The following is an 18,403-nucleotide window of genomic DNA, read 5'->3' on the forward strand; positions in this document are numbered from 1 at the left end:
GAGCCTATGCATGAAAAAACTCTTGGCTTCTACATCCCACAGGAACAAGTCGCGGGACGCAGGGATAGGAGCCAAGTTGACCTCATCTAATTTAAGTTTGATTTTCATGCGCGGGCCCTCATTGTTTCTGAACTCAACGGCTTTTCAAAACGCGCGCTCTTGTTCGCTGCCAGTCCCGCTCTTTGATTGTATCGCGTTTATCATGGCTTTTCTTGCCCTTGGCCAAAGCTATCTTGATTTTAATAAGGCTTTTTTTCCAGTATAGCGACAAAGGAACCAAAGTATATCCCTGACGCTCAACATGGCCAATTAACTTGCTCAGCTCCCGCCGGTTCAACAGCAACTTTCGGGTGCGCGAGGGATCAGCTGGAACATGAGTGGACGCTGTAGGCAACGGTTGAATTTGGGCGCCTAAAAGCCAGGCCTCGCCATGCTTGATGATGACATGCGCATCGGCAATATTGACTTTCCCGGCCCGCAAGCTTTTCACTTCCCAGCCTTCAAGTGCGATGCCAGCTTCATATTCATCCTCAATAAAATAGTCAAACCTTGCTTTTTTATTAACGACTATGGTGCCGCTATCTTGTTTTTTGCTGGTCATAACTTACCTGACAACTCATTTTTTATACCGCTGCAGTTTTTATTGCAGCTACAAACCAGGTAGGATAGCATGAAGTGCGGGCAATGCAGGAGATATTTAGATGGATACAGGTCAAAAATTACCAAATTATCATTTTACAGCCACCGGCAATCTGCAGGGAAATCTTGCCGACTACCGCGGGCAATGGCTCATTTTATATTTTTATCCCAAAGACGCCACCCCAGGATGCACGACAGAAGGCCAGAATTTCCGTGATTTAGGGCCTGAGTTTTCCGCCTTGAATACAGTGATTTTTGGCATTTCCCGGGACAGTTTGCAAGCCCATGAAAACTTTAAGCGCAAGCAGCAGTTTCCTTTTGAATTAATCAGTGATGCTGATGAAACACTTTGCCAGATGCTTGATGTGATTAAAATGAAAAACATGTACGGAAAGCAAGTGCGCGGCATTGAGCGCAGTACCTTTCTCATTGACCCTGAAGGGGTTATTCGCCACATCTGGCGCAAGGTCAAAGTGGAGGGGCATGCGCAGGAAGTGTTGCAAACGCTTAAAAACCTTCAGCAGCAATCTGGAATAACAGCTTCGGACATTTAAACTTTAATCTGCACTTGACTGGGATCAGAAGCCTAATCAAAATGATATTTTCAGCCGTAAACAGGTAGACGCATGGAACAATCACCGCAGGGAAAAAAACTTTTTGTTCTGGATACGAATATCTTAATGCATGACCCCACTGCTATTTTCCGGTTTGAAGAACATGATATTTATCTACCGATGGTTGTCCTTGAAGAATTAGACAATCACAAAACAGGCCTGTCGGAACTTGCTCGAAATGTCCGCCAAACCAACCGCATGCTCGTGGAAATCATGAGCAAGGCTAACCATGAGCAAATAGTCGCAGGGTTACCCATTCCCAATTTTCTTGATTCCGAAAAGGTAAAAAGCAGCGGCAGGCTTTTTTTTCAAACAGATGACTTTGAGCCCTTGCGCCCGACATCCCTGCCGGGGCATAAAGTGGACAACACCCTTTTGGCGACAGCTGTCGGCTTACAGAAAAAATACCCTGACAGGCAAATCATTATTATTTCCAAAGATATTAACCTTCGCATCAAGGCAGGCATCATCGGAATTCGCGCGGAAGATTATTACAATGACAAGGTTCTTGATGATGTTAATCTTTTGCATAGCGGCTTGCATATTCTTGAAAATGACTTCTGGGAAAGCCATGGCAAAAATATGGAAGCCTGGCAGGAAAGCGGCAAAACCTTTTATCGCATCAGCGGCCCTTTAACCCATCACTGGAGAACCCCAATGACTGCCTGAGTACGGCCAATGATGAATTTCAAGCCATTGTGCGTGATATCAAAGAAGGGCAGGCAGTTGTCGAGGTGGCTCGGGATTATACCCAGGAAAAGCATGCCGTATGGGGGATAACAGCCCGAAATCTCGAACAGAATTTTGCCTTTAATTTGCTGCTTGACCCGGATATTGATTTTGTAACCCTGCAGGGTTCTGCAGGAACCGGCAAAACCCTGCTAACCATCGCGGCAGGCTTGGTCCAGGTCATGGATTTAAAGCGTTACACTGAAATCATTATGACCAGAGTGACGATTCCCGTCGGTGAAGATATTGGTTTTCTGCCGGGAACGGAAGAAGAAAAAATGACCCCATGGATGGGGGCCTTGATGGATAATCTTGAAGTTTTGCATAGCGCGCAGGAAGGAGGAAGCTTTGGCCGAAACGCAACCCAGGACTTGCTGCAGAGTAAAATCAAGATCCGCTCTTTAAACTATATGAGAGGCCGCACCTTTTTAAATCGCTTCATCATCATAGATGAAGCTCAAAACCTCACGTCAAAACAGATTAAAACCTTGGTAACCCGCGCAGGTCCCGGCAGTAAAATTGTATGCCTGGGTGACATCAAACAAATTGACACACCCTATCTGAGCGAGACCACTTCGGGGCTGACTTTCGCAGTGGATCGATTTAAACATTGGCAACACAGCGCCCATATGAATTTGACCCGCGGTGAACGTTCAAGGCTTGCCTATTTTGCCGCCGAGAATTTGTAAGTATATGAGCAGCCTGCCATCAAAAAAACAGGCAGTTTCTTTACCTCAGAAGGATATGTTATAATTTTTTGCCATTTTTTACAGTATCAATGCTTTAGGAATCATCATGTCAAGTCATGCCATTACCTTCGATGACGTATTACTCGTGCCCTCTTACAACCACCATGAATCAAGACGTGTGGTCAATATCAGCATGACAGACCGTCGAGGCAAGCTTACCTTAGAGCTTCCTGTCATCAGTTCCAACATGGATACCATCACTGAAAGCAAAATGGCCAATTTCATGTATTCCAAAGGCGGTATTGGCGCTTTGCATCGTTTTTTAAGCATTGAGGATAACATCCGCGAATTTAAGGCATGCGTGGGACCGGTGTTTGTATCTATCGGTTGCAGTGATGCCGAACTGGAGCGCGCGGAAGCCTTACGTGATGCGGGCGCTGACTATTTTTGCGTGGATGTGGCGCATGCCCATGCCAAATACGTTGGAAAAACATTAAAAAATCTTCGTCAACTATTAGGCAGCCGCTGCATCATGGCCGGAAATGTGGCCACCTATGCAGGAGCTGATTATCTCGCCTCATGTGGCGCTGATATCATCAAGGCAGGCATTGGCGGCGGCTCAGTCTGCAGCACCCGCATTAAAACAGGCTTTGGCGTCCCCATGCTGACCTGCATCCAGGATTGCGCGCGAACTGACCGCTCCATTGTAGCTGACGGCGGCATCCGCACTTCGGGAGATATCGTCAAGGCTTTAGCATTCGGCGCAGATTTTGTAATGATTGGCGGCATGCTGGCAGGCACTGATCCGACGCCTGGGAAAGTCATTACCCGCGATGACGGCACGCAAGTTAAATATTATCGCGGCATGGCATCGCGCGAAGCACAGGAAGATTTTTTAGGACAAATGCATGAATGGAAAACAGCAGAAGGCGTTGCAACTGAGGTTCCCTATCGTGCCGAAGCGGATCACATCATCGCCGATATCATCGGCGGTTTACGTTCCGGTTTAACCTACGCCGGCGCAGACTCCATCAGCGAGCTGCAGCGCAAGCTGAACTATGTCCTGATCACCCAGGCCGGCAAGCTCGAAAGCATGCCGCACAAACTCCTGGAGCACTGATTGATCCAAATAGAGATATCATCCCTCACCCGACAGGTGCGTTTGGAGAGTTGGAAACCTCGCTGGTTTGTTGCTGCTGGGGTTGCTGCTGTTGTTGCTGGGCTTGTTTTTGTTCATTGACCGTTTCATCATTTTTAGCCATCACCTCTTGAGTTTGGCCGTTATTTTTGCCCGGAACTCCCTCTGTACTGGACAAGGGAGTCATGTTATCCAATTGCTGAGAACTTTTTTTATCTTGACTCAGATTAACTTCTTCACCGGCTATGTCGCTATTTTCTATAGTGCTTGCGGTTTTCGACTGTGAAAGGTCTGGATTGCTTTCCATTTCCACAGTTTGCTGTTGTTGTGATTCCCCTGGGGTCTTGTTGGCAACCTCATCCTGCTCTTCCACTACACCTCCTGGTCCGTCGTTGGCTTCAGGCGTTTTCTTTTTTACTTCGTCCTGGGTTTCTTCTTCCTGCTCTTGTTGTTGTTCTTTTTCTTCTTTTTTTATTTGTTTTTCCTCCTCTTTCATCTCGGCGTTTTCCATTCCTTTATCATTTTTTTGAAATATACTTTTAACGCCATCTACAATTTTTTGTACAATCTGATCTTGAAGTGATTTTAGTTTTTGCTTAATGCCTGTTTTCTCGGCAATTACATCGCCCAACTCCTCAAATGCCTTTGCTACCATATCCATTGTTTCAAGCAGCGCTTTTACATCAGGACTAAGGCCTTGGGCTGCTGAGGCTAAAGCACCAAGGGTCTCACTTTTCTTCTCTTCTTCCTCATCCTTTTTTGCTTTTTTATTGACGTCTTCTGTATTATCTTTTGATTCTGGGGTATATAAAGGCGTGCTTTTCTTTTTTTCTTCTTCTTTCTTCGCTTCTTCCTGTTTCGATTGCTCATCCTTGTTTTGTTGTTCTTTGACAGCCTCATCCTTTGGCACATCGCTTACCGTCTGTTCATTTTGCGCGTCTTTATTTGGAGCAATATTCTGGTTCTCCTGGCTTGGGTTGTTTTTAGGGTCTTGATCACCGTTAGGCATAGGAAAAATCTCCGGCTTGGATTCAAATCATTTATAATTAATTATAGACAGAGGCATACGCAGTTGCATGTTAATCGTACAATTTAGGTGCATCATTAATGTATACTATAACCTTTAATGCTTCAAAGATAATAAGTGGGCGCATATTTTTTCATTTTCTTTGCAAAATTTTTTGCCAATAGAGAGCTTGGATGAACATACATGATTTTCGATATCTGTGGCGCGGAAAAACAATTGGGATATTAAGCCCGGATGATGCGCATCTGTTAAAGAGCATCGATCAGCGTCTGGCTGGCAGAGAGCGGGCATTACTCCTGTTGCATGGCTTTTCTTCATCGCCTGCTGTATTCCGCGAACTCTCACCGGCCTTAATCGGCATGTATGACGCCGTGGTTTGCCCCGTTCTGCCGGGACATGGCGAGACGCTAGAGGCTTTTGCCAGGGCAGAAGCGAAGGACTGGCTGCGGGCTTCAGAAAACGCACTCTCTAGCTTGCAGAATGAGTACGAAGAAATCGATGTTATGGGGCTCTCTTTAGGTGGGTTACTGGCCTGTCATTTAAGCACGCTTTTTCCTGTCAGACGTTTGTATTTACTGGCTCCGGCTCTTGCGCTGCAATTAAATATTCCGCCTTACCTTAGGCTTGCGCGCATTTTACATCGCCTGGGATTTCAGTACCTGCGCAATCGAGCCGGCAACCTTTTTAGCCACCGATTTGCGGAGCTTGCTTACCGCCAGCTGCCACTGACTTCCATCATAGAAGTGCTCAACCTGATTCAGGAGTTCAGGTTTAACAAGCCATCCTGCCCGGTGGATGTATTTTTAGGCAAATTTGACAAAGTCATCAATTCACGACAGATAGAAAAAATATTTAGCGACCTGGGGAATGCGCGCATCCACTGGCTTAACCATTCGGCCCACGTATTGCCTCTGGATGGCGATATCGATACCATCATAGCCAGAGTCAGGGAAAATGCCTGAATGCCTTGCTCACTTATTGTAGCGGTCATATTCCTGTAAAAAAGGCATGCGCCAATCGCGCATATCAAGTACAGAGCCGTTGAAGGCCATAAAATCAGCACGCATCTCAGGAATGTTATAAAAATAAATATCGCTGCCATCACTAGCCAGTGTGCGCTGGCGGTTGACCGCCGAAATTTCAGCCCTTGATTGGCCAAAGGTTTTGACAAAGGCACGCTTTGCGCGCAAATAACGGCCGTTAAAATGAGCCTTGTCAAAAAGTTCAACATTCATTCGCTCGGCAATCCCGGCAAGCTGCAAAAATGACTCTCCTTTGGCGCGAATACAAAGATTTTTACTGTTTACCCAATAAAAACTTAAAAATGCGCCCTCACTCAATTCAATTTTGCGGATATCAGCCTTGCCAGTTAACTGCATTTTAGAATTTCCAGCAAGGCTTAATTCAATTTGGTTGCCGTAAATGGTATCAATTTGAGTATATCCTCCCCCTTTAATATCCACTTTACGTAAGCCAATGCCGCCTTTGATTGTTGTTTTTCCCTTGTTGTCAATGAATAAATCAAGTGAGGGCGTATTGATTCGGCTGATATTGATAACACCTGTGCCCTGATAAGAAAATGACTGAATATTTTTCGCATGAATTTCAACTGTAATCCGGCCAAAATCAGGATAACCTTCGCCCAGATGAACCAGCAAAGTCTGATTCCTGACCGATACGGTAGTACCTGCCAAATCGCGTGGATCTCCGCGTAAAATCACCTGTGGCCTGGCATAGCCTCCCTTCAAATTGACATCGAACAATCCTTTAATATTGACGTGCGCAAATGAAGGCACCGATTTTATCTGCTCAATTCTCTTTCCCTCTGGCGTAACTTGCGGTGTCCGGTGAGTACAGCCTTGCAGAAATAAAAATCCAAGGCATAAAAAGATGAAAATCTGTCGCCGCATACCATTTATCCTGTTGTCATCACTTCATTACATTAGAGGAAGTCCTGTCGCTGTGCAAGCACACGGGTAAAATCCCGAAGCCTTCGGCTGCAGGGAGGCTCTAAGAGGCAATGCCCCGCAAAGTCTTGGCCGTAAAATCTGAAATCAGTATGGTCTTTGGACACTGGCCCGTTTTTTTATATTTATCCGCTTTTTGTACCAGAGATTTTAGATCTGCGTCATAGGGTATCAGCGCTGGTAAATTAATATAAACATCAACCAGCATCCCGTTTCTACAGCCTAAATATATTTTTTGCGTTGTATTCTTTCCAAATGATTGTTCCAGAATCTTTAGCAAATCATCTTTCTTAACCTTTTTTCCAGAGTGGCGACTAAGATAATTCCCAAAGGGAGAATTGACTGCTTCACGTGTCAGGCGCAAGGCAAGCGCAAAATATTGACTGACAGGCAGCAACTGGCAACTGCCATGTTTATGCCACTCGTGCCGCTCAAGGCAGCCGCCGTATGCATAACTAGGCATCAGCATTTGCAACTCTTTGGATATGGAAGACGGCAAAGAAAGCGATGGATAATCACAATGGTTTGCCTTAATCTCTGCATCGCAAAAATTATAATCCATCCCGCAACTCGCCTCATTAGGCCATAACCCATGTAACACTAAATTTTTTGCGTGAAAAGATTCAGGCGGCAGGTCAAGACATTCGGCATATCCTGCCTCGTATCCGTGTGCGTCACAAAAAGCTGGCAGCCAGCTTAATGCCAGGACATGGGAATCTGCCATGCCTGGCGTTTTATCGCAGGACGTTAAGGGGTATGAAGGATATGGATCATTGCTAAAGGCCGTGTTGCTTAGCAGCAGAAAGGCAAGCACAAAAAAAAGGAATCTTAGCATCCTGCATCCTGGCACTTATGTAAGATACAATCATTATACCGGGATGAAGTGAATTTACCAGTAAGTTATATTAAGAACCGTGGAAATCTTACAAGGTTTATGGTGCGGGCATTGACGCAATAGGAACGATAATCCCATCCTCTCTTGAACTATCAGTCGTCCTGCATGTTTTCAAGAAAGAATGGGCAATAAAAAAGATAATCAGGCGGCAGTTACTTCTTCAGCCTGCAGACCTTTCGGTCCCTTGGTTACTACGAATTCTACCCTTTGGCCTTCTGACAGGGTTTTGCGCGAAGCTGAACTGACAATTGAGCGAAAATGAACAAATACATCATCTTCACCATTATCACGGCTGATGAAGCCGTAGCCTTTATCATCATTAAACCACTTTACGTGGCCGGTTTCTTTAACAGACATTTCTACTTTCCAAAATTAAATTAAATAACACACTTGCATCTTGCAGCACAAATAGAAAACACATGTAGGGAACGCGAACCAAACGCTGCTTTAAACTTCAAAGGAGGGAGATCACGAAAAAACAAGGCTTAACCAATTATGCGGAAGGATGACAAGTAATTATATTATATACCAAGGTCAAGAAAATAGCGAGTGCTTTTTCATATTACTGTAGGTGACAAATAAATTGTCCGGATCTGTAGCACGTGAATTGTCCGACTCATCTATACCTCCTTGTTTACAAGAAGATATTAGAAAAACCGGACAATTCTATTTGCTGCCAACAGTGCTTTTTCATATTGCCTAAAATAAGGGAAGCTGCTTCTTGGCAAAGCAGCTTCCTGGCTTGCCGTTTATTATAGCCAGTACACAAAAACAAATAAAAATAACCAGACCACATCCACAAAATGCCAATACCAGGCTGCAGCTTCAAAAGCAAAATGCCGCTCAGGGGTAAAATGACCCCGTAAGGCGCGCCCCAAAATCACGATCAGCATGATGGTGCCAATAGTCACGTGCAAACCATGAAACCCGGTTAGCATAAAAAAAGTAGTTCCATAGATGCCGGCATCCAGTGTTAAATTCATTTCTGTATAAGCTTCATAATATTCATGTGCCTGCAAGAATAAAAAGAGAACTCCAAGCGCTATGGTAAGCCCTAATCCAATAACCAGCTGGCGGCGCTTATTTAGTTTCAATGCCCAGTGTGCCCAGGTTATGGTTGCGCCGGAAGTCAACAAAATTAAAGTGTTGATTGCGGCCAATCCCCATGCGCCCATGCCTTCATGAGCGCCGACAAATTCCTGGTTGTCCGGGTTGATTAGTAAAGGCCAATTCGCTTTAAAATCAGACCAAAGCGTAATATGAGTGATGGGATGCATTTCTCCGCCCAATACCGGCACTGACCAAAACCTGGCAAAGAATAATGCGCCGAAAAAAGCGCCAAAAAAACATACTTCAGAGAAAATGAACCAGCCCATCGCCCAGCGGAAAGAACGGTCAACCTGCAAATCATATAAGCCTTTTTCATTTTCATAAATGACTTGGCCGAACCAGCCAAACATCATAAATGCCATGATCAGCAAGCCCAGGGTGAAAATATAAGGACCGTACCAGTCGGCGTGCAGCCAGGAGGCTGCGCCTACAAGTGTGGTGGTTAAACCAATGGATCCAACCAATGGCCAATGACTGGGCTTCGGAACATAATAAGTGCCATGGTCTCCCATAATTCATCTTTCTCCTGTTTTATCTCTTTTAAAATTGAATCCTGTTTATGGTTTTAAATGCTGGATAAATGCTATCGTTTGGCTTTGTCTGTTACATCAAACAGCGTATAGGCCAGAGTAATCGTTTTCACGTGCTCCGGCAAATCCGGATCCAGGTGAAACAGCAACGGCATGTCCATAGCCTCATGGCCATTTAATGTTTGCTGGGCAAAACAAAAACACTCTGTCTTTTTTAAGTATTTTGCTGCCACACCTGGAGTCACGCTTGGAATTGCTTGCACGGTCATTGTATGGCCGCTTTTGTTTTCAGCATAAAAGGACAATTTCGCTATTTCTCCAGGATGGACTTTTATTTTTTTCGTTTTAGGATAAAACGCCCAAGGGACACTGCCGTGGTTTGTAGCAACGAACTCAACCGTAACCTTCCTGCTTGTGGCAATTTTAGTGTTCGGATCATACGCTGCTGCTTCTGGGTTTGTTTTGCCGTTTATATTTAGTGCCTTGCAAAGGCTGTTATAGATGGGAACCAATGCAAATCCAAAAGCAAACATCCCAACCACAACAACGGCTAAAACAGATATCAACTTGGTATGACTCTTATGCGGCATGGCTGCTCTTAATGTATTTTAGGCGGCGTTGTGAAGCTGTGGTAGGGTGGCGGCGAGGACAGTGTCCACTCCAGGCCGTACGCACCTTCCCAAACCTTATTGCCAACTTTTTCACCACGGCCACGAACTGTGCGTATGACATTGATTAAAAACAGTAACTGCGAAAAACCAAAAATAAATGCACCGATTGTGGCAATGACATTAAAATTGGTAAACTGCAAGGCATAGTCAGGAATTCTACGCGGCATCCCCGCTAACCCCAAAAAGTGCATTGGGAAAAACAGCAGATTTACCGAAATAGCCGACAACCAGAAATGCCATTTGCCGAGCCGCTCGCTATACATGCGCCCTGTCCATTTTGGCAGCCAATAATAGATAGCGCCCAATAAGGCAAAAACAACGCCTGGCACCAATACATAGTGGAAATGTCCCACAACAAAATAGGTATCCTGATATTGATAATCAGCAGGAACCAGGGCAAGCATCAGGCCTGTAAAGCCGCCAATGGTAAACAAAAACACAAAAGCAACGGCAAACAGCATGGGCGTTTCAAATGTCATGGAGCCTTTATACATGGTACCGACCCAGTTGAATACCTTAATGCCGGTGGGGACCGCAATCAGCATGGTCGCATACATAAAAAAGAGCTCTGCCCCAAGCGGAATGCCGGTGGTGAACATATGGTGAGCCCAGACGATAAACGACAACAGCGCAATACTGATGGTCGCATAAACCATAAAGTGATAACCGAATAATGGTTTGCGGCTGAACGTAGGAATGATTTCAGACACAACCCCGAACGCAGGCAAAACAAGGACATATACTTCCGGGTGGCCAAAAAACCAAAACACATGCTGGAACAGCACAGGATCACCGCCTCCGCCAGCCTCAAAAAAACTGGTTCCGAAATGGCGATCCGCCAGCATCATGGTCACAGCGCCGGCAAGCACCGGCATGATGGCTATCAATAAAAACGCCGTAATCAACCAGGTCCACACAAACATTGGCATTCGCATTAAGGTCATGCCAGGAGCACGCATGTTTAAGATGGTTGCGATAATATTGATTGAACCCATAATGGAGGAAAGTCCCATCATATGAATGGCAAAAATCATATAGTCAGTGCTGGGCGGCGCATATTTGGTAGACAATGGCGCATACATTGTCCAGCCGAAATTCGGACCGCCGCCGCTGTGAAACATCGTGGATGCCAACAGTAAAAATGCAAAAGGCAAAATCCAGAAACTCCAGTTGTTCAAGCGCGGCAATGCCATATCCGGCGCACCGATCATCATGGGGATCTGCCAGTTTGCCAAGCCTGTAAATGCAGGCATGACAACGCCAAACAGCATGATAAGCCCATGCAGGGTCGTCATTTGGTTGAAAAAGTTTGGATCCACCAGTAAGTGACCTGGCTGGAAAAGCTCGGCGCGGATAATTAAAGCCATGCCGCCGCCGACAAAAAAGCTCAACATTGCGAGCCACAAATACAAGGTGCCTATATCCTTATGGTTGGTGGTAAACAACCAACGTTTGGCAAAGCCAATCACCCCTTTGCCCTGTTCCGGGCCATGATCTTCATGTTCTACTTCGTGCACTAAACCCTGGCTCATCGCAAACCTCCAACTTGAGCTTTTTTAACCATTTTTGGCTGCTGACCGTCTCCTTCTCTTAACTTGGCGACATCGGCTGGCTGAATTTCATCATCGGTATTGTTTTCCCAGGCATTGCGTTCGTAGGTAACAATTGCGGCAATTTCTTCATCGCTCAATTGATCTTTAAATGCCTGCATGGCCGTGCCAGGAACGCCGTGGAGCACAATATTGATATGCCGCGAAATCGGCTTGCCCACAGCAACCGAGCTGCCCTTTAACGGGGGAAACATAGGGGGAATTCCAGTGCCATCAGCCTTATGACATGCAGCGCATAACAAATCATATTTTTCTTTTCCTTCTTTCATCAGCTCCGCACGGCTCATGACTTTTTGTGCTGCAGGCGTGGCTTCTGTTTGTGCATACCGGTCAGCAACCTTGGTTTGATTTGCCACCCATTGCTCAAACTCCTCTTCACTGACCGCCTGTACCACTATAGGCATGTAGGCATGGTTGATACCGCAAAGCTCTGCACATTGCCCGCGGTAAACACCCGGTTTTTCAATTCGTGCCCAGGCTTCATGCATAAAACCGGGGATTGCATCGCGTTTTACGCCGAGTTCCGGCACCCACCAGGAATGAATAACATCGTTTGAAGTCACGAGAAAACGGATTTTTTGATGAACCGGCACAACCAGCGGCTTATCAACTTCCAGAAGATACCATTGCCCCTTGGGCTGCTGATTTTGGATTTGCGCGTAGGGCGTTGAGAGATTGCTGAAAAAGCTGATGCCCTGATCCAAATATTGATATTGCCATTTCCATTGATAACCAACCACTTTAATTGTGACATCGGATTCACTGCTGTCTTCAAGCTTTATCAGGACACGGGTGGCGGGGATAGCAAGACCTACCAGGATGAGAAAAGGAATGACGGTCCAGACGATTTCCAGCCTGGTATTATCATGAAATGAAGCCGGTTGATAATCTTTGGACTTACGGTGATGAATCAAAGAATAAATCATCACGCTAAATACAACAATGCCGATAATTGCGCAAATAACAATGGCAATCATATGCAAATCATACATATCATGGCTGAGCGGAGTCACGCCTCTGTACATATTCATCTGCCAGTTATCAGCTGCAGCAAACAATGGCTTTGCAAAGACAAACACGCCAATCAAGATCATTTGTTTGCAGATGTTTAACCTCTTTAACATTCCCGCCCTCGCAATATTTTTTAATTTTTTATCATTTTAATCATTTGATCTGCCAAATTGGCCAAATTTCCAGGCTAAATTGAGCTATTTGCCGCTTTACCATAAGGTATAGTTACCTTCTGTTTTGGATTGGCTGACCATATATTTGACCGCCTCAATGATCTCTCCCGTAGAACATTGCTTGCAGCCGCCATTGTGCGGATGATGCGCGCCTTTTATGGTGTTTTCAATTAAAACGTCCATATTTTTAGCGATTAACGGTTTCCAGACTTCCTTATCGCCAATTTTTGGCGCACCCAATTTACCTGCGTCGTGACATACAGCGCAATTTTCATGGTATATATCCTTGCCGCTGGCAGGAAACTTTTGTGCCCCGCCGGCTTTTAAATCCAGCCATTGCGAGCGAGACAGTGATTTATTCAGCAAATAATCTACCGCAGCAATGATATCGTTATCTGAACAGGTAACGCAGGCTCCGCGCACCGGCATGCTGTTGTAACCATGAATGGCATGCCGATAGAGGCCAGTCAAACCGCTGTCCTTAAGGCGCATGAACCAACCGGGACCGTTGCCAATTACAGGGGCTCCCATTTTGCCATCTTGATGGCAAATGATGCAGGTATTCACATAGACTTGCTTGCCGCGCTTCAAGGTTGGTTGCTTTTCAGAAGGGGAAATACCCAGCGGTTCTTCACTGACTACTGTTTTTAAATAAGTGGCGATCGCCAGCTGATCTTCACGGGTCAGGTAACTTAAACTGTTGTGATTCACTTCCGCCATAGGGCCTGCTACAGGGCCCGCGAGATTGATAAGCTCCCCTTTGATAAAGACATCGGCTACATCATAGCGGCTCGCTGACTCAAGGCCGAACTTCGTAATGTTGGGCGCCCAGTATCCATCCACGAATGAGCCAGTCAGGTAATAGCGGTCTTTAGGAGCGCCCAAAATGTTTAATGGCGTGTGGCACATACTGCAATGACCCAGGCCATCAACAATATACTTGCCGCGGTTCCATTCGGCTGAACGCTCAGGATTGTACTTTAATTCATCCCGCGGATAAAAGAATAAGAGATTCCAGCCCCACATCCCCAAACGGGAACCTGGAACATTGAAGGGAAATGGCTGAGGTTTATTTTCCAGCTCCACAGGGGGGATGCTCATGAAATACGCATACAATGCGCGGGCGTCATCATCGGTGATATTCGAGAAAAAAACATAAGGGAAAACAGGAAAGTAATTGCGCCCTTTAGGATCGCGGCCTTCTTTAACCGCGCGAATAAAATCTTTTTCCGTCCAGTTGCCAATGCCAGTTTTTTTATCAGGGGTGATATTAGGACTGTAAATTGTACCAAAAGGCGTATTAATGGGCAGCCTGCCCGCAAAAGCCGGAGTGCCGCCTTTCACATCAGTATGGCAGGCAATGCAATCGCCCAGTTTGGCGAGATATTCTCCACGCTTGATTAGCTTTTCTTCTTCACCCGACGCAGGCTTGGTTGGCGGATATTCAGGGTAAAATCCATCCACCAGCGGATCCACCCAGCGAAACTCATCTTTCTTTTCAGCATCAGCAGCTTGCAGCGGCGCAAAAATTGCCAATATAAATGTCAAAAAATACAAGGCAATTGTATTGTTAATTAACAAAGAGCCCACGCTCCCTCCTTAAACTTGAAAATCATTGGGTAATCTTTGGCAGGACAGAAGGTACGCATTTTATACCGCTAAGCCTTGGTCTGCAATGTTGTTTTTTTATATGGAAGAATTTATCCGATAGACAGCCTAAATCATTTGAAAACCACCCATACTGTGCGATAATTGAGCTATTTTAACTGGCAGCGCGGCTAAACAACATGCATGTTTACTTGAGTGGATTGATATTAGGCCTTTCTTTGATTACGACCCTTGGTCCGCAAAATATTTTTTTGATTCGCCAGGGCGCATTGCGAAAGCACGCCATATTATCGGCTGCAGTATGTTTTATTTGTGATGCTATCCTGGTTACTGCGAGTATTGCGGGATTGCATCACATTTTGGAGCATTACCCGGCTTTACGCTCGTGGATGGCATGGGCAGGCAGTATTTTCCTTTTTTATTACGCGATTTTGAATTTAAAGCACGCCCTATGGAAATCACAGGGGAAAACCCATCAGCAGATCCAGCAGCAAACAGTAAGCCGCGGTAAAATCATTCTTCTGGCTCTGGGCTTTAGCCTGCTTAATCCTCACGCCATTATCGATACTTTAATCTTAATTGGCGGAAGCAGCAGCCAGTTTCCTGGTCATCAGCAGGCTTTCTTACTGGGTGTGCTCTCGTCCAGCTTTTTGTGGTTTGCTGCCTTGACCATTTTAACGCGGCTATGCGCCAAGTGGCTGAGCAAAACCATTGTATGGCGATGCGTAGAGCTGCTAAGCGGCCTGTTAATGATTGCTTTGGGGATTAAATTGATATGCACTCAGATTTGAATGCTCATAAAAAAGAAAGGGCCAATCAGTGTGTCGCCAATTGACCCAGTGGAATGACACATAGCAAGTCCAACCTCGCAATGATACTATCGCATAACTTATGGCCATTTGTCAATGTTAAGCCGGTAAGAAGCAGCGCCGCTTACAAACTTGATATTTAATAATTTAAAGAAGTGAATTCAACTATGTTTTATGGCAATACTATTGAAGATACGCGGCAAATGTTTTACACCAGCTGGTTAAAGTATTTGCAAAAGAAACCGTTGCTGCCTTTGGAAGAGCAGATAGCTGCCGTTATTCTTGAACATCCCGAATACCACGCCTTACTGGAAAAAAAACCCGGAGATATGCCTTTTTTTCCCGAGCTTGGGCAAAGCAATCCTTTTTTGCACCTGGGGCTTCATCTTGCAATTCGCGACCAAATAGCCACAGACAGGCCGCAAGGCATAAAGGATATATTCCAAAAACTGCAGATACGCTATACTGATTTCCATGATCTTGAACACAAGCTCATGGAGCTTCTGGCAGAATGTCTCTGGCAGGCACAGCGCTTACAGCAAATGCCTGATGAAATTGCCTTTCTGCAAGCATGTTCAGCGCTTTAGCCTGGCGCTTGGCCGGAATAGAAATAGCCTGAAACACATTACTTTCTAGAGGAGCCGATATGAAAAAAATCATTGCCTTTTTTCTGGCATTGGCCGGTCTTGCTTTCTTTTATACCCTGCCCGCTGCTTATGCCTATGGCTTGCAAGCCGATATCAAATCCATGGAAAGCCCGGAAAATGATGCCGCGCCCTTGGCAATTCCTGATAATAGCGACCATCCAGCCATACAGGACAATAATGGCGACGACGAAGACGATGAAGAAGATGCTGATGAATCCGATCCCATGCTAGACCCTGACCCTGAAGCAGATGTGATAGACTCAGGGACTCCGCGCGCCCAGGAACTGTAATCGACCTGGAGGTTAGCCCCGTCCGCGTGAGCAAGGCTCCATGTTCGTTTCATTCTGTTCCGCTTCTCGGATCAAGTTCCAGCAAGATAGGCGATGTTTGTGGAATCAACAGGATTGGATCCTCTTGCGGTGTATCAGCTTTATGAACTTTACGCATGATAAATACGGGAATTGTCAATAAGCAGATGCCAATGAAATAAATAAATAACCCATACCCATCCATTAGGTGCATGAATAAAGGCGCAACAAAGGGGCCAACCATGGCGCCGATGCTGTATGCAAGCAACAGACTTTGTGTGCCGGCGACAATATCCGCCGTATCCAGCGTATCGCAGGCATGAGCGATGCTGATGGGATAAATGGTAAAGGTCAACCCGCCGAATAAGGCTATTACAGCAAAAAACAGCCAGGTATCCTTGGGCAGAAAAAAGACTGCGGTTGAAGTCAAAATTGTCGCCATGGCAATCATAATCAATACCAGGCGCCGCTCGATAATGTCAGACAGTTTTCCCACCGGATACTGGAGCAACATACCTCCCATAATCACAGCAAACATATGCTGAGCCACATGCGCCTTGTTATGAAAGACATTATTTAAAAATAAAGGCAATAAACCATAGATTGCCCCCATGATTAACCCTGCGCTAAAGCAGCCCAACAATCCGGATGCAGAATAATCAAGAAGTTTGGTCAAGCTTAATGTTGAAGGCTCCTCATATTGCGGCGAACGAACATGGGTCATGGCCAGGGGAAGAATGGATAAGGAGCATAAAATTGAAGAGACCGCAAACAAATACAACGTTGCAGGATCGCCAAAAGTCAAAAAAAACTGACCAAGGCTCTGGGCGGCATAAAACACTATCATGTAAAGAGATAGTACCTGCCCGCGGTTAATTCTTGTGCTTTTGCACAGCAGCCAACTTTCAATAACCACAAATAATCCAGCCGTGACAAAACCGGCAATAAACCTGAGGATCATCCAAAACCACAAGCTGTATATCATGCCATGCAGCAAGCAAATTGCTGCGAGAGTAGAAGAGAATGCGGCATATGCCCGAATGTGGCCAACGCGGAAAATAAACCGTTCTATCCGAAATGAACCAAACACAAGGCCCGCATAAAAAATCCCCGTCATAGCGCCAACGGCCAGCGTTGGCGCCTGATTCAAGGTCATAATTAAAGCCAGGAGCGTGGCAAAATATCCGGTGCCCAATACAAAAACAAACAGGCTGACTAAAGGAGCTATGGTTTCAGTGATGACTAGCCACATGGTGATCTCGAATAAAAATAAAATTATATGCCAAATTCATGAACAAACCAGACTTTAATTGGGGTCGGGAAGTTTGATATTCAACTGCCCGTTCATTGAAAAAATGAGCATGCAATTTCATTAAATTAATTGGGTTTACCGGCGCATATCGGTTAAGATTAGCCCTATCGTTGAGATGATCCAGGTCATCAAACATAATCCAAGGGTATACGACTTATGGCCAGAGAGCAAAAAACGACGCATTTTGGTTTCCAAACCGTTGATTGGGAGGAAAAAGAAAAAAAAGTGCGCAGTGTTTTCCAATCTGTTGCAAAAAACTACGACCTCATGAATGATCTCATGTCTCTTGGGATCCATCGTTTATGGAAACGTTTTACCGTAGAGCTAAGCCGCGTTAAACCAGGCGACAAGGTTCTTGACCTGGCTGGCGGCAGCGGGGATTTAACCCGTTTGTTGAGTCAAAAAATTGGCGATTCAGGACAAGTTGTCCTTGCTGACATCAATTCAGCAATGCTGGCTGTCGGGCGGGACAGGCTTCTTGATGAAGGATTATTCACCAACATCGAGTATGTCCAGGCCAACGCGCAATCCCTTCCCTTTCAAGACAACACTTTCCATTGCATTACCATGGCTTTTGGTTTGCGTAATGTCACCGATAAAAATCAAGCGCTGCGCTCCATGTTCCGGGTTTGCAGGCCAGGCGGCAAACTGCTTGTCCTTGAGTTTTCAACGCCCAATTTTCCCGGGTTAAGACCTATCTATGACTGGTATTCTTTTCAAATTTTACCCAAAATAGGCCAGCTTGTAGCAAACGATGCGCAAAGTTATCAATACCTTGCCGAATCTATCCGCATGCATCCGCCACAGGAAACGCTAAAAACCATGATTGAACAGGCAGGGTTTGAGGATTGCCAATACTATAATTTAACCGGCGGTATCGTTGCATTGCATACAGCTTATAAATATTGAGAAGGTT

The 18,403-nt window shown here is 45.5% G+C and carries 18 protein-coding genes and 1 pseudogene; 8 read left to right on the plus strand and 11 right to left on the minus strand.

Features of this window, described 5'->3' with window-relative positions; all coding sequences use genetic code 11:
• Positions 1–133: 133 nt before the first annotated feature.
• Positions 134–601, minus strand: coding sequence for an SsrA-binding protein SmpB (gene smpB, locus Llon_RS09945; protein WP_058529906.1), 468 nt, complete (start codon positions 599–601; stop codon positions 134–136).
• Positions 602–701: 100 nt separating this feature from the next.
• Between smpB and Llon_RS09950 the strand changes: the two genes are divergently transcribed.
• The 3 genes and pseudogenes from Llon_RS09950 to Llon_RS09960 all read left to right on the plus strand — a co-directional run bounded on the left by Llon_RS09950 (position 702) and on the right by Llon_RS09960 (position 3,791).
• Positions 702–1,193 (plus strand): peroxiredoxin, encoded by a 492-nt coding sequence (locus tag Llon_RS09950; RefSeq protein ID WP_058529907.1) that lies wholly within the window; start codon positions 702–704, stop codon positions 1,191–1,193.
• A 72-nt stretch (positions 1,194–1,265) separates the two neighbouring features.
• Positions 1,266–2,671 (plus strand): annotated as a pseudogene (locus tag Llon_RS11875) (PhoH family protein).
• A 106-nt stretch (positions 2,672–2,777) separates the two neighbouring features.
• Entirely contained in the window at positions 2,778–3,791 is a 1,014-nt protein-coding gene (locus Llon_RS09960; protein ID WP_058529908.1) for a guanosine monophosphate reductase, read from the plus strand.
• A gap of 25 nt (positions 3,792–3,816) precedes the next feature.
• Here the strand turns inward: Llon_RS09960 and Llon_RS09965 are convergent, their stop codons facing one another.
• Positions 3,817–4,818, minus strand: coding sequence for a hypothetical protein (locus Llon_RS09965; RefSeq protein WP_058529909.1), 1,002 nt, complete (start codon positions 4,816–4,818; stop codon positions 3,817–3,819).
• A gap of 191 nt (positions 4,819–5,009) precedes the next feature.
• Here Llon_RS09965 and Llon_RS09970 point away from each other — a divergent pair, with 191 nt between their 5' ends.
• Complete coding sequence (locus Llon_RS09970; protein ID WP_058529910.1) at positions 5,010–5,798, plus strand: alpha/beta hydrolase; 789 nt, start codon at positions 5,010–5,012, stop codon at positions 5,796–5,798.
• 9 nt (positions 5,799–5,807) lie between these two features.
• Here the strand turns inward: Llon_RS09970 and Llon_RS09975 are convergent, their stop codons facing one another.
• From Llon_RS09975 to Llon_RS10010, 8 genes are all read right to left on the minus strand, one after another.
• Positions 5,808–6,746, minus strand: coding sequence for a GIN domain-containing protein (locus tag Llon_RS09975; RefSeq protein ID WP_058529911.1), 939 nt, complete (start codon positions 6,744–6,746; stop codon positions 5,808–5,810).
• Positions 6,747–6,846: 100 nt separating this feature from the next.
• Positions 6,847–7,638 carry a ribonuclease T2 family protein gene (locus Llon_RS09980; RefSeq protein WP_058529912.1) on the minus strand — a complete coding sequence of 264 codons (792 nt, stop codon included), beginning with the start codon at positions 7,636–7,638 and terminating at the stop codon, positions 6,847–6,849.
• Between the two features lie 201 nt (positions 7,639–7,839).
• Positions 7,840–8,055, minus strand: a complete 216-nt coding sequence (locus Llon_RS09985; RefSeq protein WP_058529913.1) for a cold-shock protein — start codon at positions 8,053–8,055, stop codon at positions 7,840–7,842.
• Between the two features lie 395 nt (positions 8,056–8,450).
• Positions 8,451–9,320: a cytochrome c oxidase subunit 3 gene (locus Llon_RS09990; protein ID WP_058529914.1), complete on the minus strand. Its 870-nt coding sequence runs from the start codon at positions 9,318–9,320 to the stop codon at positions 8,451–8,453.
• A gap of 71 nt (positions 9,321–9,391) precedes the next feature.
• Complete coding sequence (locus Llon_RS09995; protein WP_058529915.1) at positions 9,392–9,928, minus strand: cytochrome c oxidase assembly protein; 537 nt, start codon at positions 9,926–9,928, stop codon at positions 9,392–9,394.
• A gap of 8 nt (positions 9,929–9,936) precedes the next feature.
• Complete coding sequence (ctaD, locus tag Llon_RS10000) at positions 9,937–11,541, minus strand: cytochrome c oxidase subunit I (RefSeq protein ID WP_058529916.1); 1,605 nt, start codon at positions 11,539–11,541, stop codon at positions 9,937–9,939.
• A complete protein-coding gene (gene coxB / locus Llon_RS10005; RefSeq protein ID WP_058529917.1) occupies positions 11,538–12,743 on the minus strand; it encodes a cytochrome c oxidase subunit II in 1,206 nt (401 codons plus the stop codon). The genes ctaD and coxB overlap by 4 nt, the downstream gene beginning before the upstream one ends.
• Positions 12,744–12,839: 96 nt before the next feature.
• Positions 12,840–14,321, minus strand: a complete 1,482-nt coding sequence (locus Llon_RS10010; RefSeq protein ID WP_237758319.1) for a c-type cytochrome — start codon at positions 14,319–14,321, stop codon at positions 12,840–12,842.
• Positions 14,322–14,590: 269 nt separating this feature from the next.
• Between Llon_RS10010 and Llon_RS10015 the strand changes: the two genes are divergently transcribed.
• The 3 genes from Llon_RS10015 (at position 14,591) to Llon_RS10025 (ending at position 16,157) form a co-directional block, all read left to right on the plus strand.
• Positions 14,591–15,202 (plus strand): LysE/ArgO family amino acid transporter, encoded by a 612-nt coding sequence (locus tag Llon_RS10015; RefSeq protein ID WP_058529919.1) that lies wholly within the window; start codon positions 14,591–14,593, stop codon positions 15,200–15,202.
• Positions 15,203–15,387: 185 nt separating this feature from the next.
• Positions 15,388–15,807, plus strand: a complete 420-nt coding sequence (locus Llon_RS10020) for a DUF1841 family protein (protein WP_058529920.1) — start codon at positions 15,388–15,390, stop codon at positions 15,805–15,807.
• A 59-nt stretch (positions 15,808–15,866) separates the two neighbouring features.
• Complete coding sequence (locus tag Llon_RS10025; RefSeq protein WP_058529921.1) at positions 15,867–16,157, plus strand: hypothetical protein; 291 nt, start codon at positions 15,867–15,869, stop codon at positions 16,155–16,157.
• A gap of 49 nt (positions 16,158–16,206) precedes the next feature.
• Here the strand turns inward: Llon_RS10025 and Llon_RS10030 are convergent, their stop codons facing one another.
• Complete coding sequence (locus Llon_RS10030; RefSeq protein ID WP_058529922.1) at positions 16,207–17,427, minus strand: MFS transporter; 1,221 nt, start codon at positions 17,425–17,427, stop codon at positions 16,207–16,209.
• 216 nt (positions 17,428–17,643) lie between these two features.
• Here Llon_RS10030 and ubiE point away from each other — a divergent pair, with 216 nt between their 5' ends.
• Complete coding sequence (gene ubiE / locus Llon_RS10040) at positions 17,644–18,396, plus strand: bifunctional demethylmenaquinone methyltransferase/2-methoxy-6-polyprenyl-1,4-benzoquinol methylase UbiE (protein ID WP_058529924.1); 753 nt, start codon at positions 17,644–17,646, stop codon at positions 18,394–18,396.
• Positions 18,397–18,403 lie beyond the last annotated feature (7 nt).

The organism is Legionella londiniensis, from assembly GCF_001467825.1.
GTDB classification, from domain to species: domain Bacteria; phylum Pseudomonadota; class Gammaproteobacteria; order Legionellales; family Legionellaceae; genus Legionella_A; species Legionella_A londiniensis.